Source organism: Pseudomonas sp. SC3(2021) (assembly GCF_019856535.1).
Classification (GTDB): Bacteria; Pseudomonadota; Gammaproteobacteria; order Pseudomonadales; family Pseudomonadaceae; genus Aquipseudomonas; species Aquipseudomonas monsensis.
On the sequence record NZ_CP082236.1, the window covers coordinates 3,321,378 to 3,345,087 of the forward strand.

A 23,710-nucleotide genomic window follows, 5' to 3' on the forward strand; every position below is an offset into this window, starting at 1 on the left:
TGCCTTCGCTAATTTTAATCCCAGCTCAACGCACCACCAGTCTGATACTCAATAACCCGCGTCTCAAAGAAATTCTTTTCTTTCTTCAAGTCCATAATCTCGCTCATCCAAGGGAACGGGTTCGTAGTCCCTGGATATTCCTCTTTCAAACCAATCTGGCTCAAACGACGGTTAGCGATGAACTTCAGGTAGTCCTCCATCATCGCCGCGTTCATGCCCAGTACGCCGCGAGGCATGGTGTCACGGGCGTATTCGATCTCCAGTTGCGTACCCTGCAGGATCATCTGGGTCGCTTCTTCCTTCATTTCGGCATCCCACAGGTGTGGGTTTTCGATTTTGATCTGGTTGATCACGTCGATGCCGAAGTTCAGGTGCATGGATTCGTCGCGCAGGATGTACTGGAACTGCTCGGCGACGCCGGTCATTTTGTTGCGGCGGCCCATGGAGAGGATCTGGGTGAAGCCGCAGTAGAAGAAGATGCCTTCCAGAACGCAGTAGTAGGCGATCAGGTTGCGCAGCAACTCTTTGTCGGTGTCCGGGGTGCCGGTTTCGAACTTCGGATCGGAGATCGAGCGGGTGTATTTCAGGCCCCAGGCTGCCTTTTTGGCGACCGATGGGATCTCGTGGTACATGTTGAAGATTTCGCCTTCATCCATGGCCAGCGATTCGATGCAGTACTGGTAGGCGTGGGTGTGGATCGCCTCTTCGAAGGCCTGGCGCAGGATGTACTGGCGGCATTCCGGGTTGGTGATCAGGCGGTACACGGCCAGTACCAGGTTGTTGGCAACCAGGGAGTCGGCGGTGGAGAAGAAGCCGAGGTTGCGCATCACGATGCGGCGCTCGTCGTCGGTCAGGCCTTCCGGGTTTTTCCAGAGGGCGATGTCGGCGGTCATGTTGACTTCTTGCGGCATCCAGTGGTTTGCGCAGCCGTCCAGGTATTTCTGCCAGGCCCAGTCGTACTTGAATGGCACGAGTTGGTTGAGGTCGGCGCGGCAGTTGATCATGCGCTTTTCGTCAACGGCGACACGGGCGGAGGCGCCTTCGAGTTCGGCGAGGCCTTCGGCGACGTCGAGGGAGTTCAGTGCAGCCTTGGCGCGGGCCACGGCGGCCGAGTCGTCGGCGGTCACGGCGCGGGCTTCGAGCGCGGCGGCGCCGCCGGCGTTGTCGAGGCGGTCCATGTTGGCTTCAGAAGCGTGGCCGGCGTTGGCGCCTTTCACTGCTGCTACTTCACTGTCTTCTTTGTCGAATTCGTCCCAGCTCAGCATGACGTGTCGTCTCCTGCGTGAGGGCCTGTCGCCCCGTGTGAAACCTGATGGTTGGTTATTCACACGGTCGTACAGACCGCGTTGGATCTTAAGGAATCGTTTTTTGCAGCAGCTAAGGCAGGCAATAAAACAGAATTTTGTTCGGGGTTCCGAGAGCCTCTGACGGGCGCAGATCAGCGTTGACGCTGCTGCGGGGCTTCAGAATGGCTTTGATCCCTGTAAGGGAATATTGCTGACCCGATTAGGGCGGCATTATAGGGAAAAAAACACGGGCGTGGGGGAGGGCGAAACACCGCAGGGCGTTCGATCGGCCGGGTGATTTCGATCGGAGCGAGGGTTTACAGGGCTTTCGCTGGGATTGGCCTGCGAGAATTTTTTTTCATTAATTTTTTTGCGAGGCTTCGGTTGCTCAAGAAATGAGCAAAAAACCGGGTTTTTCACTATATCTTGTGTTTTGCAACCCTTTTGAGCGACCCCAGACACAACTGAGCCCGACCGAAGTCGGGCTGGAATCGACCCTCAAATGAGGCGCTGAGTGATCCGATTCGGTGCAGTCTCAATCATCAATTGGTGCAGCCGTTGCCCATGACGCTGTAACGCAGGATGTGACGCTGACCTTTGGAGTCGTCGTATTCCATTTTGGCCGGAACCACTTCGCAAACATTCGGCACTTCGCTCATGGATACAACTTTGGCGATGTCCAGGTGAGTGGAGTAAGTGTATTCCTCGATAACCGGTTGTTGCTGCGCGACATCAGTCGGAACCTCGTCTGCCATGGCGGTTGCGCACAGACTGCTGAGGGCCAGAACCAATAAAGCTTTCATTTCAAATTTACCTTCTTGAGGTCGAGTGGGGTCACGCAACCTTTTTAGGGTTGCGTGTGGAACTTCATCGTTTGCAGTTATTACTTGAGAGCTGGATTAACGGCCTTCGTGGGGGCTGTAACGTTGTTAATCGCGTTTGCCTTGTCGGCGAGGTGGATTTTAGGGAGGTGGAGTGGGGGTAAACAGGTGGGGTTTTGATAAACACTTTTGGCAGATTTGGTAACAATCGGTCGAAATCGTCTGCAACCAGGTTTGCTGGTGATGGGGTTTGCCTGAATAACCGAGTCGTCGGAATCGCTGGCAAGCCAGCTCCCACAGGGGTTGTGGGGTGTTGGAGCAAGCAGCGCAGGGCTTGCGTCAGGGTTAACTGGATGTTTTGTAGGGGCTTGTTACTACCATCGTCGAATGGTTCTATGGGGCCGGCCCGGCTACAACGGGGTCATACAAAAACAACTATTACACCGAGGTAGGAAAGATGAGTGCGGCTTCTCTGTATCCCGTTCGTCCCGAGGTTCTGGCTAATACGCTGACTGACGAGGCGACCTACAAAGCCATGTACCAGCAGTCGGTCGTCAACCCTGACGGCTTCTGGCGCGAGCAAGCCAAGCGTCTCGACTGGATCAAGCCTTTCACCACGGTGAAGCAGACGTCGTTTGACGATCACCATGTCGACATCAAGTGGTTCGCCGACGGCACCCTGAACGTTTCCTATAACTGCCTCGACCGCCATTTGGCCGAGCGCGGCGATCAAGTCGCCATCATCTGGGAAGGCGACGATCCTTCCGAAAGCCGCAACATCACCTACCGCGAACTGCACGAACAAGTCTGCAAACTGGCCAACGCCTTGCGTGGTCAGGACGTGCACCGTGGTGACGTGGTGACCATTTATATGCCGATGATCCCCGAAGCCGTGGTCGCCATGCTGGCCTGCACCCGGATCGGCGCGATTCACTCGGTGGTGTTCGGCGGTTTCTCGCCGGAGGCCCTGGCCGGTCGGATCATCGACTGCAAATCCAAAGTCGTGATCACCGCTGACGAAGGCATTCGTGCCGGCAAGAAGATTCCGCTGAAGGCCAACGTCGACGACGCGCTGACCAACCCGGAAACCAGCAGCATCCAGAAAGTCATCGTGTGCAAGCGTACCGGTGGCGACATCAAGTGGAACCAGCATCGCGACATCTGGTACGAAGACCTGATGAAAGTGGCGGGCACCGTGTGCGCGCCGAAAGAGATGGGCGCCGAAGAAGCGCTGTTCATCCTTTATACCTCTGGCTCGACCGGCAAGCCGAAGGGCGTGCAGCACACCACCGGCGGTTATCTGTTGTACGCGGCGATGACTCACGAGCGTGTGTTCGACTACCGTCCGGGCGAAATCTACTGGTGCACCGCCGACGTCGGCTGGGTCACCGGCCACAGTTACATCGTCTACGGCCCGCTGGCCAATGGCGCGACCACGCTGCTGTTCGAAGGCGTGCCGAACTACCCGGACATCACTCGGGTGGCGAAGATCGTCGACAAGCACAAGGTCAACATCCTCTACACCGCACCGACCGCGATCCGCGCAATGATGGCGTCGGGCACCGCCGCTGTTGAAGGCGCTGACGGCAGCAGCCTGCGTCTGCTCGGTTCGGTGGGCGAGCCGATCAACCCGGAAGCCTGGGACTGGTACTACAAGAATGTCGGTAAGTCGCGTTGCCCGATCGTTGATACCTGGTGGCAGACCGAAACCGGCGGCAACATGATGAGCCCGCTGCCGGGTGCGCACGCGCTGAAGCCGGGTTCGGCGGCGCGTCCGTTCTTCGGTGTGGTGCCGGCGCTGGTCGACAACCTCGGCAACATCATCGAGGGTGAGGCCGAGGGCAATCTGGTGATTCTTGATTCGTGGCCAGGTCAGGCGCGCACGCTGTATGGCGACCACGACCGCTTCGTCGATACCTACTTCAAGACCTTCCGTGGCATGTACTTCACCGGTGACGGTGCGCGTCGTGACGCCGACGGTTACTACTGGATCACCGGGCGCGTGGACGACGTGCTCAACGTGTCCGGCCACCGCATGGGTACCGCCGAGATCGAGAGCGCGATGGTCGCCCACCCGAAAGTCGCCGAAGCGGCGGTGGTTGGCGTGCCGCACGACATCAAGGGGCAGGGCATTTATGTCTACGTCACCTTGAAGAATGGCGAGGAGCCGAGCGAGCAACTGCGCCTGGAACTGAAGAACTGGGTACGCAAGGAGATCGGCCCGATTGCTTCACCGGACGTGATCCAGTGGGCGCCGGGGCTGCCGAAGACCCGTTCGGGCAAGATCATGCGCCGGATTCTGCGCAAGATTGCCACGGCGGAATATGACGGGTTGGGTGATATCTCGACCTTGGCCGATCCGGGTGTGGTGCAGCATTTGATTGATACGCACAAGACGATGAATGTGGCTTAAGCAATGATTCACAGAAGCCCTGTCCGGTTTTGCCGGGCGGGGCTTTTTTGTGTCTGGAGGTTTTGTGGTGACAGGCTGGCCTCTTCGCGAGCAAGCTCGCTCCCACAGTTTGACCGAGTACCTTCAGACAAAATGCAGATCCCTGTGGGAGCGAGCTTGCTCGCGAAGGCAATTTGTCAGACACCGGTGTAGTCCCTCGTCGGAAAGCGGACTCACCCAACCAATAATTATCGATCTCCCCCGCAAGACATTTCCCGTTGTTACCCGCCACCCTCCGCGTAACCATATGTGTAACCGTCCGCCCCGTAGCGGGGCAAAGGGAAACGCAATGCTCCGTTTTAGAGCCCCAAAACCCCCGGTGAAAAATAAGACACAACGCTGCGCTTGCCGGATTAGAAGGGTTTGCGAATAATAGGCCCGCAATTTGCAGCATAGATCGGTTCACTGTCTTTCGCTCTTGCATGATTTTGCAAGGCTGTCAATGTGCTCAAGCGGGTTTCTCTGTGCATCTGTAATTAGTTGTCGCATTGAAGAAATATCGGCTTCGGGCCTGTCGTTAGAATGCCGATCACTCGCTCATCGTGGCTGACGTTGAAACCTTCGACGGTTTCAATGGGAAATTTCCCACCGATGCTGCACCGATTTCCCGATTCACCCATTCGCATATTGGGCTGTCGCTCACTCTGCCGTTTTTGCCCTTTACCGATGGAGTCCCAAGATGAAGAAACTTGTGCTGCTTGGCGCCCTGGCACTGTCCGTGCTGTCGCTGAATTCCTTCGCTGATGAAAAACCTCTGAAGATCGGTATCGAAGCGGCTTACCCTCCGTTCGCTTCCAAAGCCCCGGACGGCAGCATCGTCGGTTTCGACTACGACATCGGCAACGCTCTGTGCGAGCAGATGCAGGTCAAGTGCGTGTGGGTCGAGCAAGAGTTCGACGGTCTGATCCCGGCACTGAAAGTGCGCAAGATCGACGCGATCCTGTCGTCCATGTCGATCACTGAAGACCGCAAGAAGTCGGTGGACTTCACCAACAAGTACTACAACACTCCGGCACGTCTGGTCATGAAGGCCGGTACTCAGGTCAGCGAAGGTCTGGCTGAACTGAAGGGCAAGAACATCGGCGTACAACGTGGTTCGATCCACGAGCGTTTCGCCCGCGAAGTCCTGGCCCCGCTGGGTGCCGAGATCAAGCCGTACGGCTCGCAGAATGAGATCTACCTCGACGTGGCCGCCGGTCGCCTCGACGGTACCGTGGCTGACGCTACTCTGTTGCAAGACGGCTTCCTCAACACCGACGCCGGCAAAGGCTTTGCGTTTGCAGGCCCGGCGTTCACCGACGTCAAATACTTCGGTGACGGCGTAGGTATCGCTGTGCGCAAGGGCGACGCGCTGAAAGACAAGATCAACGCTGCCATCGCGGCCATCCGCGAAAACGGCAAATACAAGGCAATCCAGGACAAGTACTTCGCCTTCGATATCTACGGCAAGTAACACGTTTCTGCGACAAGTCCGAAATGGCGCAAGCAACAGGATCTCTGCGGTTTGCGCCATTTTTTCATCCCAACTTTCGAGGACCTGAATCATGTTGAAAGGCTACGGGGCTGTCATCCTCGATGGCGCATGGTTGACGCTTCAGCTCGCCTTGTCGTCCATGGCCCTGGCCATCGTTCTCGGGCTGATCGGTGTCGCGTTGCGCCTGTCGCCGGTGCGCTGGCTGGCGTGGCTGGGCGATCTGTATTCCACGGTGATCCGCGGGATTCCCGATCTGGTGCTGATCCTGCTGATCTTCTACGGCGGTCAGGATCTGCTCAACCGCGTTGCGCCGATGCTTGGCTATAACGATTACATCGACCTGAACCCGCTGGCCGCCGGTATCGGCACCCTTGGTTTCATCTTCGGTGCGTACCTGTCGGAAACCTTCCGTGGCGCGTTCATGGCGATTCCCAAAGGGCAGGCCGAGGCCGGTCTGGCGTATGGCATGAGCAGTTTTCAGGTGTTCTTCCGGGTGATGGTGCCGCAGATGATTCGTCTGGCGATTCCCGGTTTCACCAACAACTGGCTGGTTCTGACCAAGGCCACCGCATTGATTTCTGTGGTCGGTCTGCAAGACATGATGTTCAAGGCCAAGCAGGCGGCGGATGCCACTCGCGAGCCTTTTACCTTCTTCCTCGCAGTGGCAGCGATGTACCTGGTGATCACCAGTGTTTCGTTGCTGGCGTTGCGTCAACTTGAGAAGCGCTACTCGGTAGGCGTAAGGGCGGCTGATCTATGATCTTCGACTACAACGTCATTTGGGAGTCCATGCCGCTGTACCTCGGCGGCCTGCTGACCACCCTCAAACTGCTCGCGCTGTCGCTGTTTTTCGGTCTGTTGGCAGCCCTGCCGCTGGGCTTGATGCGCGTGTCCAAGAATGCCGCGGTCAACGGCATTGCGTGGCTGTATACCTACGTGATTCGCGGCACGCCGATGCTGGTGCAGCTGTTTTTGATCTACTACGGTCTGGCCCAGTTCGAAGCGGTGCGTGAAAGCTTCATGTGGCCGTGGCTGTCTAGCGCAACGTTCTGTGCGTGCCTGGCGTTCGCGATCAACACCAGCGCTTACACCGCAGAAATCATCGCCGGCAGCCTCAAGGCCACGCCGAACGGTGAGATCGAAGCGGCCAAGGCGATGGGCATGTCGCGCTTCAAGATGTACAAGCGCATCCTGTTGCCATCGGCCCTGCGCCGGGCGCTGCCGCAGTACAGCAACGAAGTGATCATGATGCTGCAGACCACCAGTCTGGCGTCCATCGTGACCCTGATCGACATCACTGGCGCGGCCCGTACCGTCAACGCGCAGTTCTACCTGCCGTTCGAGGCGTACATCACCGCCGGCGTGTTCTACCTGTGCCTGACCTTCATTCTGGTGAAGCTGTTCAAGCTGGCCGAGCGTCGCTGGTTGAGCTACCTGGCCCCGCGGAAGCACTGATATGGAACGCATCGACCACGTATTGCCGTGGAGCCACCTGGGCAGCGAGCGCAAGATCTCGGTGTTCCGGTTTGGGAGCGGCGAGCGCAAGGCTTACATCCAGGCCAGCCTGCACGCTGACGAACTGCCGGGCATGCGCACCGCCTGGGAGCTGAAAAAGCGCCTTGGCGAACTCGAAGCCCAAGGTCTGCTCAACGGCGTGATCGAGCTGGTGCCGGTCGCCAATCCGCTGGGCCTCGGCCAGTTGCTGCAAGGCAATCATCAGGGGCGTTTCGAAGCCGGCAGCGGCAAGAACTTCAACCGCGATTTCGTCGAGCTGAGCGCGCCGGTTGCGGCGGCGCTGGCCGACCGTCTCGGTGACGATCCGCACGCCAACATTCGCCTGATCCGTCAGGCGATGGCTGATCATCTGGCGGCATTGCCCGAGGCAAGCAGCCAGTTGCAAGGCATGCAGCGCGTTTTGCTCAGCCATGCCTGCACCGCCGACGTGGTGCTGGATTTGCACTGCGACGCTGAAGCCGCGCTGCACATGTATGCGCTGCCGCAGCACTGGCCGCAGTGGCGTTCGCTGGCCGCGCACCTGGATGTGAAGGTCGGGTTGCTGGCGGAAGATTCTGGTGGCAGCTCCTTTGATGAAGCGTGCTCGTTGCCGTGGCTGCGCCTGTCGCGGCAGTTCCCGGACGCGCAGATTCCGCTGGCGTGCCTGGCGACCACCGTCGAGCTGGGCGGTCAGGCCAATACTGACCGCGCGGATGCGCTGGCGTGGGCCGAAGGCATTCTGGCGTTCCTCGCCGAGCAGGGCCTGATCAGCGGCGAGTGGCCGAAACCGGCGCACGAAGCCTGCGAAGGCATGCCGTTCGAAGGCACTGAATTGCTGTTGGCACCGCACCCCGGTGTGGTGAGCTTTTTGCGTAAACCCGGCGAGTGGGTCGAAGCCGGGGATGAGATTTTCGAAGTGATCGATCCTATGTCCGATCGGGTCAGCACGGTGTGTGCTGGTACCTCCGGGGTGCTGTTTGCCATTGAACGGCTGCGCTATGCCCAACCCGGTTTCTGGCTGGCCAAGGTGGCGGGGCGCGAAGCGCTGCGTCACGGGCGCTTGCTCAACGACTGACTGACTGTTTTTGTGAGAACCGACCGCATGTACAAACTTGAAGTCCAAGACCTGCATAAACGCTATGGCAGTCACGAAGTGCTCAAGGGCGTGTCCCTGAAAGCGGCAGCCGGCGATGTGATCAGCATCATCGGCTCCAGTGGCTCCGGCAAAAGTACTTTCCTGCGCTGCATCAACCTGCTCGAGCAGCCGCACGCGGGCAAGATCCTGCTCAACAACGAAGAGCTGAAACTGGTGGCGAACAAGGACGGCGCGCTGAAAGCCGCTGATCCGAAACAGCTGCAACGCATGCGTTCGCGCCTGTCGATGGTGTTCCAGCATTTCAACCTGTGGTCGCACATGACCGCGCTGGAAAACATCATGGAAGCGCCGGTCCACGTGCTGGGCGTGTCCAAGGCCGAAGCCCGCGAGAAAGCCGAGCACTACCTGAACAAGGTTGGCGTGGCCCATCGTAAAGACGCGTTCCCGGGGCACATGTCCGGTGGCGAGCAGCAGCGTGTGGCGATCGCCCGTGCGCTGGCCATGGAGCCAGAGGTGATGCTGTTCGACGAACCGACCTCGGCCCTCGACCCGGAACTGGTTGGCGACGTGCTGAAAGTCATGCAGGCCCTTGCTCAGGAAGGCCGCACCATGGTTGTGGTGACCCACGAAATGGGCTTTGCCCGTGAAGTGTCGAACCAGTTGGTGTTCCTGCACAAAGGCGTTGTTGAAGAGAGCGGCAACCCGCGCGAAGTGCTGGTCAATCCGCAATCGGAGCGTCTGCAGCAGTTCCTGTCGGGTAGCCTCAAGTAATCGCTGCCGTTATGCACCAAATTAGGTCATGCTTCGCGACCTAGAGATTGGCGCGGATCCCTGTGGGAGCGAGCTTGCTCGCGAAAGCGGTAGTTCAGATAGCAACGATGTTGACTGATACACCGCCTTCGCGAGCAAGCTCGCTCCCACAATGAATCTCGGTTGGTTTCGAGATTTACGTTCATTTACGGGCTAGCATTGGCCCATGCCTTCATCACCGTTGTTCGTTCCGGATTGCCCGCCCATGACTGCCCATCGAATTGGTTTCCTGATTTGGCCCAGCACTAAAGCTCTGACGCTGGCGCTGGCGGAGGAGGCCTTGCGTGTCGCTCAGCGGGTTCACCCGGACGTGGTTTACGAGTTGTCCTTCCTGCACGCCGAGCCACCGGCCGAAGGCGCCTGGCAATTGCCGGGGGAGGCCTGGACCGGCAAGCTGGAAAACTTCCAGAAACTGTTCCTGCTCGCTGACGAGCCGCCGACCACTCTGGCCCCGGCGCTCAGCAGCGCGCTCAAGCAACTGGTGCGCGCCGGTTGTGTGATCGGGGGGTTGTCGGCCGGTGTCTATCCGTTGGCGCAACTCGGTCTGCTCGACGGTTACCGCGCCGCCGTGCACTGGCGCTGGCAGGACGATTTCGCCGAGCGCTTCCCGAAAGTCATCGCCACCAGTCATCTGTTCGACTGGGATCGCGATCGCCTGACCGCGTGTGGCGGCATGTCGGTGCTCGACTTGCTGCTGGCGGTGCTGGCCCGCGATCACGGTGCGGAACTGGCCGGTGCCGTCTCTGAAGAACTGGTGGTCGAGCGCATCCGTGAGGGCGGCGAGCGTCAGCGCATTCCGTTGCAGAACCGCCTCGGTTCCAGCCATCCGAAGCTCACCCAGGCGGTGCTGCTGATGGAAGCCAACATCGAAGAGCCGCTGACCACCGACGAAATCGCCCAGCACGTGTGCGTGTCCCGTCGGCAGCTGGAGCGGATCTTCAAGCAGTACCTCAACCGCGTGCCGAGCCAGTACTACCTGGAATTGCGCCTGAACAAGGCCCGGCAGATGTTGATGCAAACCAGCAAGTCGATCATCCAGATCGGCCTGTCGTGTGGCTTCTCCTCGGGGCCGCACTTCTCCAGCGCCTACCGCAACTTCTTCGGTGCCACGCCGCGGGAAGATCGCAACCAGCGGCGCAGCAGCAGCCCGTTCGAATTGTCGTCAGTGCCGTCCGAGCGTAGCTGAACGCGACCTGTCAGAGTGACGATCCCGAGAGTCCGCTTGAGGTGGAGGACTGACCGCTGCCATAGGGTAAGTTCGGGTTTGTAACGTTGTGGAGTTGCTGCTGCAGTCGTTTTTGTTCGGCCAGTGCATTTGCCCTTGCCAGACGCTGGATTTCGACGTGGTGCAGGCTTTCCCCCGAGAGCGGGTTGTCGCTGAAAATAAAGTCGGCGCTATTGATGCTCGCCAACTCGGCAGGCAAATCGGTGAAGGCATTGCCGGACAGGTCGGCGTACACCAGGTGCGGACGGTTGAACAACCCTGACGGGATTCGGCTGAGCCCTGTGTTGCCCAGATCCAGCCAGACCAGTGCGGTCATCTGACTGAGGTCGGGCGTCAGGCCCAGGGAGTTGTTGCGCAATTCAAGGCGACTCAGGTTATTCATGACGCTCAATGCATCCACGTTGGCGGGCGTCAGGGTGACGTTGCATTCGGGCAGGTTGAGTTCAGCCAAATCCTCCATGGTCAGCACCGCGTCGGGAATGTTCCCCAGTTGATATCCCTGGATCGTCAGACTGCGCACCTTGGGAAAACCATTCAGGAACTGGCCGAGTTGAGGGGCCGTGTCGCCTGTTCGAGTCAGTTTCAGGGTGCGGATATGTCCGAAGTCCGCCGACAGGGTCGGCAGTTCGCCAGTGAGCGGAACGCTGGATGAGAATTCAAACTCCGAGGTATCGTCCGGGGTGATTCGGCGCCAGCAATGTTCGAGCTGTTCCTTGAATTTCATCCGGTTGGCGCGTTCCTGCAGCAGGGCGTCGTCTGTCAGGGGGGGCCGAGTGACAGGGTCGAGCGGAACGCTATTGGCCCATGATTGCAGATCGCTGGACAGGGTGGCGATTTCAGTCTGGCGCCGCACAAGTTCCAGGCGCCCTTCGGCGAGTGTCCCCGGCAGGCTGTAGACGATCTTGCTCAGGCGCTCTCCGGTGACGTCAGGGTAGAGCGTACGTCCCAGTTCGATATCCTCGGGTTCGACCAACACATTGAAGTCGCTTCCCGTGCGTTGGTGGTAGATCTTTATCCGTTCCCGTGTCGTCAATGACAACGGATTGTTGCTCAGGTCAAATCCGTCGCTGACGTTGGCCGGGACCCGGAAAAGGGCCTCCGGAAGTTCGCTGATACGATTTTCGCTGAGTATTGCGTATGTGAGTCTGGAGCGTTCCAGCAGCCCGATAGGGATCTGGTCGATTCCGGTGCTGGCCAGGTCGATGACATTGAGTTCCGGCAGAGCAGAAAGAACCGGGGTGCGGCCCAGAGGATTGTCGTACAGGTCCAGCGATTGCAGTTTGCTCAGGGACGACAGGAGCGTCTGCGCGGGTTCGTCGAAAACGATGTCACAGCGACTCAGTACCAGCGTTTCGAGATCGGACATGGTGGCGACAGCTTCAGGGAATTTGCCCAGTGTGAAGTCGCGCATTGCCAGGGTTTTCAATCCGGTAAAGCACCGCAGGAAACCTTCAGCGGAGGTCAAATCCTTGTTGCCCAACAGGGAGAGCTGAACGATGTGGCTGAAGTCAGCCGTCAGCGCTGGCAAGTCACCGAAAAAAGTCAGATTGGCGATAAAACCATTGGATCCGGGCTTTGACCGGGAGACGTGCCGGTTACGCCAGAACTGCTCGACTTTCTCGCCGAACGCGCGCCTGTTCAGGCGCTGCGTTGCCCTGTCCGCAGCGCCCATGACCTGGGCGGGGATGCGATTCGACCATGCCTCGAGATCGCCGAGCATTTTGCCGATTTCCGTTTCCCAGCTCGCCAATTGCGCAGTGCCATCGGCCAATGTCCCGGGCAAACGATAAACCACGTCTGCGGCCTCTTTAATATTCAGGGTTGGAAACAGGTTCCGTGTACGGCTGATGTCGGCCTGGTCCGGCAGCACGCCAAAGTTGGCCCCGTGTTGCGTGTAATAAACCTTGATGCGCTCGCGGGCTGCCCGGGACAGAGGGTTGGCGGACAGTTTTGTCGCACGGGCGAGTTTGATGTCGAGCTCAAAAAAGGCCTCGGGCAGGTCGGTAATCGCGTTGTTGTCGAGGTGCGCTTCACGCAGGTTCGGGTGTGTGCCAATACCGTCCGGGACTGCGGTAATTTCGGTGCTGGACAGGCGAAGGTCACTGAGTGCCGGCATGTTCGTGATGTCCGGCGCCCGCGTCAGCGGATTGTGGCGCAGATCCAGGCTCTCAAGATCGGGCAGTGACTCCAGTACTGTCTGGCCGTTGTCGGTGAGGGTCAGGTTGCAGTTGGCCAGCGTGACGTCTATGAGTTCCGTCGTGCGAGTCAGGGACGCGGGTATTTCGCCCAGGGAGAAATCGTGGAGCTCAAGAATCTGCAGGTTGCCGAACTGCTCAATGAACGGGCCTGTGCCACTGATCGCAGGGTTGCCCCGAAGATTAAGTTTCAAGACGTGGCTGAAATCGGCGGTCAGAACCGGCATGTCGCCCTGGAAGGTCGGGTTAGCCGTGAAAGCGTCCATGCGTATGCCGGAGGTCTCTGAGCGTGTTCGCCAGAGTTGCTCGAATTGGTCGGCGAATTCCCTTCGGGAGGTGGTGTTGATGAATTGTTCGGCGGCGCTGATCGCTTCGCCAGTCAGGGGATCCTGCTTCGGTACCTGGGTTGCCCAGGCCGTGAGATCGGCCAGCAGGGTAGTCAGTTCGGCCTGCCAGATGTTGAGCCGGGTCCGGCTGTCGGCCAGTGTTCCGGGCAGGTCATAGATGATCCCGCTGGCGTCTTCCTGGTCAAGGGACGGGAACAGTGATTGGATCAGCGCGATGTCCTCGGGAGCGGCCAGAACATTGAAGTCTTGCCCGGTTTTGCGGTAATAGGTTTTTATCCGCTCGCGAGTCACCGGCGACAATGGGTTGTCGGCAAAGATCATACCGTCGGTGCGAATGGCGGGCAGGTCAAGCAACTCGACGGGGAGTTCTCTGATCCTGTTGCCGCTGAAAACAGCGTTGACGAGGTTAGCGTGATCGGCCAGTCCGGGAGGCACCTGCGACAGGTGGGTGTTGGCCAGATCGAGACGGTTCAGTTCTGGCAGAAAAGTCAGGTCGGGAAACGTGCCCAGCGGGTTGTCGCTCAAGTCCAGCATTTGCAACTGCGGCATCGAGACAAGCTTTGCCTGGTTTTCCGGGGTCATCACTACACCGCAATCCTGGAGTTGCAGTGTCTGCAGGTCGGGCAGGTCAACAGCTGCCAGCGAGTTCGGGTCGAAGTCGAAAACACTCAGCTCCAGTGACGTCAGCTTCTGGAAGCGTCGCAAGAACGGTTCTACGCCGGTCACCCCTTTGTTGCCATTAAGCGTCAGGTGGGCAACATGGTTGAAATCGCTATCGATCACCGGCATATCGCCCATGAATCCGAGGGTCAGCTCCAACTGACTGCCGCGGTGCTCGGGAACGAAGGGTGATTGGTTACGCCAGAAATTCTCCAGCCTCTGGCTGAAGTCCAGCCTGGCGAGACGATCGCGGGTTCGTTCGCTGAGCGTCAACGGCTCTTGGGTAGCGGGAGAGCGCCGGGGGGTATCGTTGCTCCATCTCGCGAGCTCGACTTGCAGCCGTCCAAACTCTGCCTCCCAGGCTGTGAGTCTGGCGTGGCCGTCCACCAGCGTTCCGGGTAATTGATAAATCAGATCCACGGCTCGATCAGCGGTGACGGCGGGAAAGAGCCGGGTGGCCAGTTCGATATCGGCGAGGTCAGGCACTACGCCGAAGTGCTTGCGTGTCTGTTGGTAGTAAAGCTTCACTCTTTCCCGGCTGGCTGCGGACAGCCGCGGGTTGGCGCCGAAGAGGAATCTGTCACTGAGTGCGCTGGCGAGATTGAAGAACTCATCGGGAATTTCAGCGATCGGATTACCGGCGAACCGTCCGGAGACCAGGTTTGGATGAACAAGCATGCCCGCCGGCACCGTCGAAATGCCGGTGTTATCGAGGTTGAGATAACTCAATGCGGGCATCGTGCGCACATCAACCGGCTCACCCAGCGGATTGTTTGAAAGATCCAGGACTGAGACCTGCGGCAGGGACGTCAGTGTCGCCCGGTTCGCCTGGGTCATGGTGATGCCGCAGTTGCGCATGGTCAGTCGCTGCAGGCCCGGCATCGAGGTCAGGGCCTGGGGCAGGGTCGGCAGGTCGAGGTTCTGCACGTCCAGGGAATGCAGTCCCGGGAATTGTCGCAAAAACGGTTCCAGGCCACGGGTACTGGCATTGCCGTTCAGGATCAGCGATCTGACGTGATTGAAGTCGCCGCTCAAGGTCGGTAGATCGCCCATTATCGGATCCGTGATCTGCAACAGGTACCCGGCCGATTCCTGTGTTTCCCGGCGCCAGCAGCGTTCGATAGCATTGCTGAACGCCCGGCGGCTTTGTTGTGCCGCGCGACGTTGAGTGTCAGTCAGCGCGATTGCGCTACGCGGGTCTCTCGTCGGAACCCGGGTTTCCCACACACGCAGGTTGTCGCGCAACAGGGTGAGCTCGTCACTCAGGCGGGCGAGCTCATTGGCGATGCTTCTTGGGTTGTTCGCAAACCTCGCGGCAAAGGCGCGTGCGTCCCTGGCGGTGTAACCGCGATAGATCACGCGAATCCTGTCCAGAGGCGCCTGATTTACCTCCTGGCGCCGTGTTGCAAGGAATTCTGACACGGGAGACAGTCTTTCACGGCTCCGGAAGCCGACCAGACGCAGGGGGTCGACTTCCGGGTGACGGACCGGCGCCAGCGAAACGGCTACACGAAAATCGCTGCGATCGAGGGGCCGTGCACGGATGGCGGTCTTGAGTTTTTCTGCCTGACCGATATGGATGTCCATGGCCTGACGCTCGGCGTCCGGCAGCGCATAGAGGATGCTTGAGTACACGTCGGTGGCCCCGTGCAATTCATGCCCGCGGTCATCGAAGGGCTGATAAGTGCCATCGGGTTTGCGCACCAGAACCTTTTGTTCCGGCGCATCAGCGCGGCCGGTGCTGTCGAGCATCGGACCGGCATAGGTGCCGTCGCGGATTTCCAGGCGTACCTCGCCGCTCCAGCCGGGCACGTACCGCAGGCTGTGCAGAACCAGGGTGTCGGTGTCCGGATTGGTCACCGAGTCCAGTTCCAGCCCTTCGAATGCGCGGGTGACGCGTACTTCTTCGCTGGCCACCTGCATGAGTTCCTGCTGTCGCTGGGGCAGCTGGCCTTCGCTGATTTGCAGCAGCTCATCACTGCGGGTGGTGTTGAGCAGTTCCTGGGTGACACGCGGTGGCAGGGGCGGTTCGAATTGCGCAAGGGTGGTGTGCAGTGGGTCGTCGACGTTCTCGAGGGCTCGGTAATGCGACTCGAACAGGCTGCTGCGTTGCGCCTTGGCCAATTGCAGCAGTTGTTTGCGCAACTCGCGGGCGCGGATGTCCAGCGGCAGGTCCGGGCCACCAAACGGCTCGTCGAGCAAGGCCTTGGCCTCTTGTTCGCTGAGGTCCTGCAGCAGTGATGTGAGCACATCATTGTCGATCAGACTGGTCTGGCGCAGATCGGTCAGTGGCAAGGTTTCGTCGCTCGACGACTGCCAGATGACCTCTCCTTGTCGGTCCAGCAAGCGCAGGCGTTTACCCGCAGGCCAGCGTCCGTGTTCGGTGAGCAATTGCAGTTGCGTCTGCGGATCGGCGCGGCGGTATTGTTCGGGCAGGTCGCTGGCCAGTTGGTCGATGAACACTTGCAGGTCCTGGTCGATCCGGAAGCGGCTGATGCTGTCGGCCAGCAGTGGCGGCACTGACGCCTGCTCGGCGTGCATATTGCGCAATGCGTCTTCGTCATAGCCGCTGACTTGCAGAATGCGTTCACGCCGTTCCGGTGTGAACCCTTGCATTTCATGACCGATGCGGCGCAACGCGGTCGCATTGTCCCATTCCAGCGGTTGCTCGAGTTCGGTGTGCCAGGCGCCATCGCCGTTGTGGCGCACGACGGGTTGGTAGGCGTCGGGGCGGGTTGGGTGTTCGATACGGTACTGGCCGGGGATCGCGGATTCGCTGACGGCAAAGTGCGCGTCTTCCAGCGGCAGAATCTGTTTGCCCTGATGCTCGTGCAGACCCAGTGGGGAGGGTTTGGAATCGGCTGCCGGCAGGGATTTCTGCTGATAGCGGGTCAGGTCCTGATCCCAGTAACGGGTATTGCCGTTCGCCAGCTTCACCGGTTTGAAACGCTCGATGAACGCGATGACTTCCTTGGGCAGGACTTTACGAAACTCACCCACTGCAATCGAGCCGCCGACGGCAAACAGGCCCAGTTGAATCGCCGCGTCCACCATCCCCACCAGATGCTGGAACGCTTCGGTGAGCTGGCCTTGCGCCCATTCGACGATGCCCTCGAACACTTCGTCGAGAAACTGATAGGCCATGTAGGCCATCATCAGTTCGCCCAGCCCCGGCACGAACGGCGCGATGATGAACACGGCGGTCTGCAAAATGGCCGAGGCGATACCGACGAAGGAATCCCACAGCGCCCAGCGGGCATTCGAGTCGACCGTGGCGGTGGCGACCGCGATGACCTGGCCGTCATTGAGAATCTTGTTGAGTTTTTCCTGGTACTGGTGCTGCCACAGATCACCGAGGATCACTGTAGCGGCCAGTTGCAGATCAGGCTTCTCGAGCGGCTCGCTGCGCCAGATCGGGTCCTGACTGCCGTGCACCGCTTCATGCCACTTCACCTGGCTCAGGCGAGTGTTCAGGCTGGAGAAGAAAACGCCGCGCTGTTCGTGGTTGACGAAGCGGCTGAAGAATTTCTGATAGTCCTGCGCGCGCAGCTGACGGGTCAGTTCCTTTTCCAGCTCCGCCGAAGAGGCGTACTCCTTGATTGGATGCTCCGGGTCATCCGGGACGTAGGCGACCACCCGCGCTATTGTGTGGACTTCATCGGCCTGGGGGGCGAACACCAGGATACCGGTGAGCGGCGCGCCCATCATGGTCAGCGCCTGAGCTTGCAGGTGCTGCCCGTCGATGCGCAGGTGCCGCACGCCGTCGATCAGTGCAACGATCGTGCGACAGTAACGGTCGCTGATATCGCCCGTCAGACGGGCGAATTGCAGGGCGGCCTTGAGCGCGGCTTTTTCGCTCTTGTCGACATGTTTGCGTAACGTTGCGCCTTTTTTCGCGTCGGTCATGCCGAGGTGGTCTTCGAGGTACGTCTTGTACTGCGCACCAATGTCCAGCTCCCGGCACATTTTGGTGAACGCCGGGATGCTCATTTTTTCCTTGAGCCAGGGCAGGGTATCGAACTGTGTGGAAGGCAAGGACTGCATGATGTACGTCGAAGCGGCGTCATAGGCATCGTCCTGCGTCTCCTTTTCTTCGAAGTTATGCAGCGCCGCCGCCAGCAGCGACACCGTCCACGTGCGTGCGCCGGTCTTGATGCCGAACAGCGGCGTGGTGGCAGGGATATACAGGCGCAGCTGGATGTTGCTGACATCCAGTTCCAGGTCGAAGTGGGCCTTGATCGCGGCCTTGAGCAGCGGTTCGGCAAAGGCATTGATGTCCCTGAATTGCTCCAGTTGGCGGTCGACATCGTTTTGGGCGGACCAGTGGGCGGAATTGAGCGCCTTGAGCGCCTGATGCTCGGTCGCCGAACGCGCTAGAAGTTGAAGGGGCATCGCTGGCAGGGTGTTTTTCAATGCCTCGCGTCTGGACGCTGAAGCATTGCCGAGCCATGTGGGCAGGCTGGCTTGCAGGTGCAGATAGTGAGTGTCGGGTTGTGCCCCGAAAGGGGTGTCGTTGGGGTGTTCGGTCGTTTGCATCGGGCCAATCCTTGGCATCTGGAAAGCACCAAGCAAATCAGAACGATGCATGGAGGGTGCGGTACATATTTATAGCTGTGCCGCGCCGTTCAGTTGATATCCTCCCGGGCCTGCCGCAAATCGGCAGCGACAGTTTAAACTGCGCCTTTGCGACGCTATATGTCGCATTGCCGTAAACCCGGGAAAATTCAGGGTTTGCGCTATAAGAAGTTGTCGCTTGGCGACAAGGCCGGGCTGAAAACTGTCCTTACAATCCTCACCAAGCTCGCCAGTTTCAGGCGGGTGTTCCTCTTCAGGAGACTCCGATGTCCGTTGATCACGCTGCGGTAGAACGCGCCGATTTCGACCAGGTAATGGTTCCCAACTACGCGCCTGCCGCTTTCATTCCGGTGCGTGGCGCCGGTTCCCGCGTCTGGGACCAGAGCGGCCGCGAGCTGATCGACTTCGCCGGCGGGATTGCCGTAAACGTATTGGGCCACGCGCACCCGGCGCTGGTCGGTGCGCTGACCGAACAGGCGAACAAGCTGTGGCACGTGTCCAACGTGTTCACCAACGAGCCTGCCCTGCGCCTGGCGCACAAGCTGATCGACGCCACGTTCGCCGAGCGCGTGTTCTTCTGCAACTCCGGCGCTGAAGCCAACGAGGCCGCGTTCAAGCTGGCCCGTCGCGTGGCGTTCGACCGTTTCGGCAGCGAGAAGTACGAAATCATCGCCGCGCTCAACAGCTTCCACGGCCGTACCCTGTTCACCGTCAACGTCGGTGGCCAGTCGAAGTACTCCGACGGTTTCGGTCCGAAAATCACCGGCATCACCCACGTCCCTTACAACGACCTGGCCGCGCTGAAAGCGGCGGTTTCCGACAAGACCTGTGCGGTCGTGCTGGAACCGATCCAGGGCGAGGGCGGCGTACTGCCGGCCGAACTGGCTTACCTGCAAGGTGCCCGTGAACTGTGCGACGCACACAACGCGCTGCTGGTGTTCGACGAAGTGCAAACCGGCATGGGCCGTACCGGTCACCTGTTCGCCTACCAGCATTACGGCGTGACTCCGGACATCCTGACCAGCGCCAAGAGCCTGGGCGGTGGTTTCCCGATCGCGGCGATGCTGACCACCGAAGCGCTGGCCAAACATCTGGTCGTCGGCACCCACGGCACCACTTACGGCGGCAACCCGCTGGCGTGCGCGGTAGCCGAAGCGGTGATTGACGTGATCAACACCCCTGAGGTGCTGAACGGCGTCAACGCCAAGCACGACAAATTCAAGACCCGTCTGCAGCAGATCGGCGAGAAGTACGGCCTGTTCACTCAGGTGCGTGGCCTCGGTCTGTTGATCGGTTGCGTACTGAGCGATGCCTGGAAAGGCAAGGCCAAGGACATCTTCAACGCCGCTGAAAAAGAAGGCCTGATGATTCTGCAGGCCGGCCCGGACGTGATTCGTTTCGCTCCAAGCCTGGTGGTCGAAGATGCCGATATCGACGCTGGCCTGGACCGTTTCGAACGCGCCGCAGCAAAACTGACGCAAGCCTGATAGGCCCTTCGACGCCTGGAGTTTTCCCAGGCGTCGATCAAATTTTTTGATACCGAGCACTATCAATGTGGGAGCGAGCTTGCTCGCGAAGAAGGAGTGTCAGTCGCCATCTAAGCTGACTGATATACCGCTTTCGCGAGCAAGCTCGCTCCCACAGTGTCCGGTGTTTTTTCTGTGAACTGATAAGAGAAAAGGAGTGGCACCATGCTGGTGATGCGCCCTGCGCAAATGGCTGATCTGGGCGAGGTACAGCGTCTGGCTGCGGACAGTCCGATTGGTGTCACTTCCTTGCCGGATGACGTGGAACGTCTGAGCGACAAGATCGCCGCAAGCGAAGCCTCGTTTGCCGCCGAAGTCAGCTTCAACGGTGAAGAGAGTTACTTCTTCGTCCTCGAAGACACCGCCACCGGCAAACTGGTCGGCTGTTCGGCCATCGTTGCTTCGGCCGGTTATTCGGAGCCGTTCTACAGCTTCCGCAACGAGACCTTCGTCCACGCCTCGCGCGAGCTGAAGATCCACAACAAGATCCACGTGCTTTCGCAATGCCACGACCTGACCGGCAACAGCCTGCTGACCAGTTTCTACGTGCAGCGCGAGCTGGTGGGGTCGCCGTGGTCCGAGCTCAATTCCCGTGGCCGTCTGCTGTTCGTCGCCAGCCACCCGGAGCGTTTCGCTGATTCGGTGGTGACCGAGATCGTCGGCTACAGCGACGAGAACGGTGATTCGCCGTTCTGGGACGCGATCGGTCGCAACTTCTTCGACCTCAACTATGCCGAGGCCGAGCGCCTGTGTGGCCTGAAGAGCCGCACGTTCCTCGCCGAGCTGATGCCGCATTACCCGATCTACGTGCCGCTGCTGCCGGATTCCGCTCAAGAAGCGATGGGCCAGGTGCACCCGCGTGCGCAGATCACCTTCGACATCCTGATGCGCGAAGGCTTTGAGACCGATCACTACATCGACATCTTCGACGGTGGCCCGACCCTGCATGCGCGGGTTTCGGGGATCCGTTCGATCGCCCAGAGCCGCGTGGTGCCGGTGAAGATCGGTGAGCCGGTCAAAGGTGCCGGGCGCCAGTATCTGGTGGCCAACGCGCAGTTGCAGGATTACCGCGCGGTGTTGCTGGAGCTGGACTACGCGCCGGGCAAACCGGTGACCCTGGATCTGGAAGCGGCCGAAGCCCTGGGCGTCGGTGAAGGTGCCAGCGTGCGCCTGGTGGCGGTTTAACGCCTTAGCGAGTTTCACGGGTGGCGAAGGCGGCCCGTTTGAGGAGATAGCATGATTGTTCGTCCCGTACGCAGCAGCGATTTATCCGCGCTGATCGACCTGGCCCGCAGCACCGGCACCGGCCTGACTACTTTGCCAGCCAACGAAGAACGCCTGACCCACCGGGTCGGCTGGGCCGAGAAGACTTTTCGCGGCGAAGCCGGCCGTGGTGATGCGGACTACCTGTTCGTGCTCGAAGACGACAACGGTCGCGTGGTGGGGATTTCCGCCATTGCCGGCGCGGTCGGGATGCGTGAGCCGTGGTACAACTTCCGTGTCGGCCTGACCGTCAGCGCCTCGCAGGAGCTGAACATCTATCGCGAGATCCCGACGCTGTTCCTCGCCAATGACCTGACCGGCAACTCCGAGCTGTGCTCGCTGTTCCTGCACGCCGATTACCGCACCGGCCTCAATGGCCGCATGTTGTCCAAGGCACGCATGCTGTTCATTGCCGAGTTCCCGGAGCTGTTCGGCAACAAGATCATCGCCGAGATGCGCGGTGTCTCCGACGAAGCCGGGCGTTCGCCGTTCTGGGAAAGCCTGGGTCGGCACTTCTTCAAAATGGAATTCAGTCAGGCCGATTACCTGACCGGTGTCGGCAACAAGGCGTTCATCGCCGAACTGATGCCGAAATTCCCGCTGTATACCTGCTTCCTTTCGCCGGATGCGCGCAACGTCATCGGCCAGGTGCACCCGGACACCGAGCCCGCGCTGGCGATGCTCAAGGGCGAAGGCTTCAGTTATCAGGGGTACGTCGATATCTTCGACGCCGGCCCTGCCATCGAGTGCGAAACCAGCAAGATCCGCGCCGTGCGTGACAGCGAAGCGCTGGTGCTGGCGATCGGTACACCGGGCGATGACGCTACGCCATTCATCATCCATAACCGCAAACGCGAAGATTGCCGCATCACCGCTGCCCCGGCCCGTCTGGCCGCCGGCACGCTGGTGGTCGATCCGCTGACCGCCAAACGTCTTCAACTCAACGCCGGCGATCAAGTGCGCGCCGTGGCGTTGTCTGCTGCCCGGGAGTCGAAATAATGAATTCGCTATACATCGCAGGTGAATGGCTGGCCGGTCAGGGCGAAGCCTTTCAGTCGCTGAACCCGGTGACCCAGCAAGTGCTGTGGTCGGGGGAGGGCGCCACCGCCGCTCAGGTCGAGTCCGCCGTGCAGGCGGCGCGTCAGGCATTCCCGGGCTGGGCGCGCCGTTCGCTCGACGAGCGCATCAGCGTGCTCGAGGCCTTTGCCGCCGCCCTGAAAAACCACAGCGACGAACTGGCCCGCACCATCGGTGAGGAAACCGGCAAGCCGCTGTGGGAAGCCGCGACCGAAGTCACCAGCATGGTCAACAAGATCGCGATTTCGGTGCAAAGCTACCGCGAACGCACCGGCGAGAAGAGCGGCCCGTTGGGCGACGCCACCGCCGTGCTGCGCCACAAGCCACACGGAGTGGTCGCGGTGTTCGGCCCTTACAACTTCCCGGGCCACTTGCCGAACGGGCACATCGTACCGGCGCTGCTGGCCGGTAACAGCGTGCTGTTCAAGCCCAGCGAACTGACGCCGAAAGTCGCCGAGCTGACGGTCAAGTGCTGGATCGAAGCCGGTCTGCCGGCCGGCGTGTTGAACCTGCTGCAAGGCGCTCGTGAAACCGGCATCGCGCTGGCGGCGAACCCGGGCATCGACGGTCTGTTCTTCACCGGTTCGAGCCGCACCGGCAATCACCTGCATCAGCAGTTCGCCGGACGTCCGGACAAGATCCTCGCGCTGGAAATGGGCGGCAATAACCCGCTGGTGGTCGATCAGGTGGCTGATCTGGACGCGGCGGTGTACACGATCATTCAGTCGGCGTTCATTTCTGCAGGCCAGCGCTGCACCTGCGCCCGTCGTCTGCTGGTGCCGCAAGGTGCGTGGGGCGACAGCCTGCTCAAGCGTCTGGTTGAAGTCAGCTCGACGATTGAGGTGGGTGCGTTCGATCAGCAACCGGCGCCGTTCATGGGGTCGGTGATTTCCCTTGGCGCGGCCAAAGCGCTGATGGATGCCCAGCAACATCTGCTGGCCAATGGCGCCGTGTCGCTGTTGGCAATGACTCAGCCACAGGCGCAATCGGCCTTGCTGACCCCGGGCATTCTCGATGTGACTGCAGTCGCCGAGCGTCCGGACGAAGAACTGTTCGGCCCATTGCTGCAAGTGATCCGCTACACCGATTTTGCTGCAGCGATCGCTGAAGCCAACGACACCGCGTATGGCCTGGCGGCAGGTTTGCTGTCCGATTCCGAAGCGCGTTATCAGCAGTTCTGGCTGGAAAGCCGTGCCGGTATCGTCAACTGGAACAAACAGCTGACCGGCGCCGCGAGCAGCGCGCCGTTCGGCGGTGTCGGCGCTTCGGGCAACCATCGCGCCAGCGCCTACTACGCGGCAGATTACTGCGCGTACCCGGTGGCCTCGCTGGAAACCCCGAGCCTGGTGTTGCCGGCGGCCCTGACGCCTGGCGTGAAAATGGTCTGATGCCTATCGCTGGCAAGCCAG

The 23,710-nt window shown here is 60.0% G+C and carries 14 protein-coding genes and 1 pseudogene; 11 read left to right on the plus strand and 4 right to left on the minus strand.

Translation table 11 applies throughout. The annotated features are described in order from the left end of the window. Positions 1 to 14: 14 nt before the first annotated feature. Positions 15 to 1,265, minus strand: a complete 1,251-nt coding sequence (locus tag K5Y35_RS14800; RefSeq protein WP_095126160.1) for a ribonucleotide-diphosphate reductase subunit beta — start codon at positions 1,263 to 1,265, stop codon at positions 15 to 17. A 563-nt stretch (positions 1,266 to 1,828) separates the two neighbouring features. Further along, entirely contained in the window at positions 1,829 to 2,089 is a 261-nt protein-coding gene (locus K5Y35_RS14805; protein ID WP_027612631.1) for a DUF2790 domain-containing protein, read from the minus strand. A gap of 475 nt (positions 2,090 to 2,564) precedes the next feature. Between K5Y35_RS14805 and acs the strand changes: the two genes are divergently transcribed. From acs to K5Y35_RS14835, 6 genes are all read left to right on the plus strand, one after another. Next, positions 2,565 to 4,520 (plus strand): acetate--CoA ligase, encoded by a 1,956-nt coding sequence (gene acs, locus K5Y35_RS14810; RefSeq protein ID WP_123467028.1) that lies wholly within the window; start codon positions 2,565 to 2,567, stop codon positions 4,518 to 4,520. A 718-nt stretch (positions 4,521 to 5,238) separates the two neighbouring features. Next, on the plus strand, positions 5,239 to 6,012 hold the full coding sequence (locus K5Y35_RS14815) for an ABC transporter substrate-binding protein (RefSeq protein WP_123467024.1): 774 nt from the start codon (positions 5,239 to 5,241) through the stop codon (positions 6,010 to 6,012). A gap of 91 nt (positions 6,013 to 6,103) precedes the next feature. Next, entirely contained in the window at positions 6,104 to 6,793 is a 690-nt protein-coding gene (locus K5Y35_RS14820) for an ABC transporter permease (RefSeq protein WP_128614309.1), read from the plus strand. Then, the gene (locus K5Y35_RS14825; RefSeq protein ID WP_123467020.1) at positions 6,790 to 7,488 is read left to right on the plus strand and encodes an ABC transporter permease; all 699 of its coding nucleotides are present in this window, start codon (positions 6,790 to 6,792) and stop codon (positions 7,486 to 7,488) included. The genes K5Y35_RS14820 and K5Y35_RS14825 overlap by 4 nt, the downstream gene beginning before the upstream one ends. Before the next feature lies 1 nt (position 7,489). Beyond that, positions 7,490 to 8,602 carry a M14 family metallopeptidase gene (locus K5Y35_RS14830; RefSeq protein WP_222832254.1) on the plus strand — a complete coding sequence of 371 codons (1,113 nt, stop codon included), beginning with the start codon at positions 7,490 to 7,492 and terminating at the stop codon, positions 8,600 to 8,602. A 27-nt stretch (positions 8,603 to 8,629) separates the two neighbouring features. Beyond that, the gene (locus K5Y35_RS14835) at positions 8,630 to 9,394 is read left to right on the plus strand and encodes an ABC transporter ATP-binding protein (RefSeq protein WP_003227281.1); all 765 of its coding nucleotides are present in this window, start codon (positions 8,630 to 8,632) and stop codon (positions 9,392 to 9,394) included. 48 nt (positions 9,395 to 9,442) lie between these two features. On the opposite strand, the pseudogene K5Y35_RS28030 reads toward K5Y35_RS14835, so the two are convergent. Further along, positions 9,443 to 9,547: pseudogene (locus K5Y35_RS28030) on the minus strand (DUF4381 domain-containing protein); the annotation flags it as partial. Between the two features lie 91 nt (positions 9,548 to 9,638). Here K5Y35_RS28030 and argR point away from each other — a divergent pair. After that, positions 9,639 to 10,619, plus strand: a complete 981-nt coding sequence (gene argR / locus K5Y35_RS14840) for a transcriptional regulator ArgR (protein WP_123467017.1) — start codon at positions 9,639 to 9,641, stop codon at positions 10,617 to 10,619. A 10-nt stretch (positions 10,620 to 10,629) separates the two neighbouring features. Here argR and K5Y35_RS14845 read toward each other — a convergent pair whose 3' ends face one another. Further along, entirely contained in the window at positions 10,630 to 18,396 is a 7,767-nt protein-coding gene (locus K5Y35_RS14845; RefSeq protein ID WP_222832255.1) for a dermonecrotic toxin domain-containing protein, read from the minus strand. A gap of 305 nt (positions 18,397 to 18,701) precedes the next feature. Here K5Y35_RS14845 and K5Y35_RS14850 point away from each other — a divergent pair, with 305 nt between their 5' ends. The 4 genes from K5Y35_RS14850 (at position 18,702) to astD (ending at position 23,689) form a co-directional block, all read left to right on the plus strand. Further along, entirely contained in the window at positions 18,702 to 19,922 is a 1,221-nt protein-coding gene (locus K5Y35_RS14850) for an aspartate aminotransferase family protein (protein WP_123467013.1), read from the plus strand. Between the two features lie 204 nt (positions 19,923 to 20,126). Next, on the plus strand, positions 20,127 to 21,146 hold the full coding sequence (aruF, locus tag K5Y35_RS14855) for an arginine/ornithine succinyltransferase subunit alpha (protein ID WP_007951057.1): 1,020 nt from the start codon (positions 20,127 to 20,129) through the stop codon (positions 21,144 to 21,146). 51 nt (positions 21,147 to 21,197) lie between these two features. Then, positions 21,198 to 22,223, plus strand: a complete 1,026-nt coding sequence (astA, locus tag K5Y35_RS14860; RefSeq protein WP_123467011.1) for an arginine N-succinyltransferase — start codon at positions 21,198 to 21,200, stop codon at positions 22,221 to 22,223. Continuing rightward, a complete protein-coding gene (gene astD / locus K5Y35_RS14865; protein WP_185015815.1) occupies positions 22,220 to 23,689 on the plus strand; it encodes a succinylglutamate-semialdehyde dehydrogenase in 1,470 nt (489 codons plus the stop codon). The genes astA and astD overlap by 4 nt, the downstream gene beginning before the upstream one ends. Positions 23,690 to 23,710: the final 21 nt, after the last annotated feature.

Bases quoted from the DNA above. Each gene is read 5' to 3' on its own strand.
- K5Y35_RS14815 (WP_123467024.1), top strand. From the start codon at position 5,239: ATGAAGAAACTTGTGCTGCTTGGCGCCCTGGCACTGTCCGTGCTGTCG.
- K5Y35_RS14805 (WP_027612631.1), bottom strand. From the start codon at position 2,089: ATGAAAGCTTTATTGGTTCTGGCCCTCAGCAGTCTGTGCGCAACCGCC.
- K5Y35_RS14800 (WP_095126160.1), bottom strand. From the start codon at position 1,265: ATGCTGAGCTGGGACGAATTCGACAAAGAAGACAGTGAAGTAGCAGCA.
- acs (WP_123467028.1), top strand. From the start codon at position 2,565: ATGAGTGCGGCTTCTCTGTATCCCGTTCGTCCCGAGGTTCTGGCTAAT.
- K5Y35_RS14850 (WP_123467013.1), top strand. From the start codon at position 18,702: ATGTCCGTTGATCACGCTGCGGTAGAACGCGCCGATTTCGACCAGGTA.
- astA (WP_123467011.1), top strand. From the start codon at position 21,198: ATGATTGTTCGTCCCGTACGCAGCAGCGATTTATCCGCGCTGATCGAC.
- K5Y35_RS14825 (WP_123467020.1), top strand. From the start codon at position 6,790: ATGATCTTCGACTACAACGTCATTTGGGAGTCCATGCCGCTGTACCTC.
- K5Y35_RS14820 (WP_128614309.1), top strand. From the start codon at position 6,104: ATGTTGAAAGGCTACGGGGCTGTCATCCTCGATGGCGCATGGTTGACG.
- K5Y35_RS14835 (WP_003227281.1), top strand. From the start codon at position 8,630: ATGTACAAACTTGAAGTCCAAGACCTGCATAAACGCTATGGCAGTCAC.
- aruF (WP_007951057.1), top strand. From the start codon at position 20,127: ATGCTGGTGATGCGCCCTGCGCAAATGGCTGATCTGGGCGAGGTACAG.
- K5Y35_RS14830 (WP_222832254.1), top strand. From the start codon at position 7,490: ATGGAACGCATCGACCACGTATTGCCGTGGAGCCACCTGGGCAGCGAG.
- K5Y35_RS14845 (WP_222832255.1), bottom strand. From the start codon at position 18,396: ATGCAAACGACCGAACACCCCAACGACACCCCTTTCGGGGCACAACCC.
- argR (WP_123467017.1), top strand. From the start codon at position 9,639: ATGACTGCCCATCGAATTGGTTTCCTGATTTGGCCCAGCACTAAAGCT.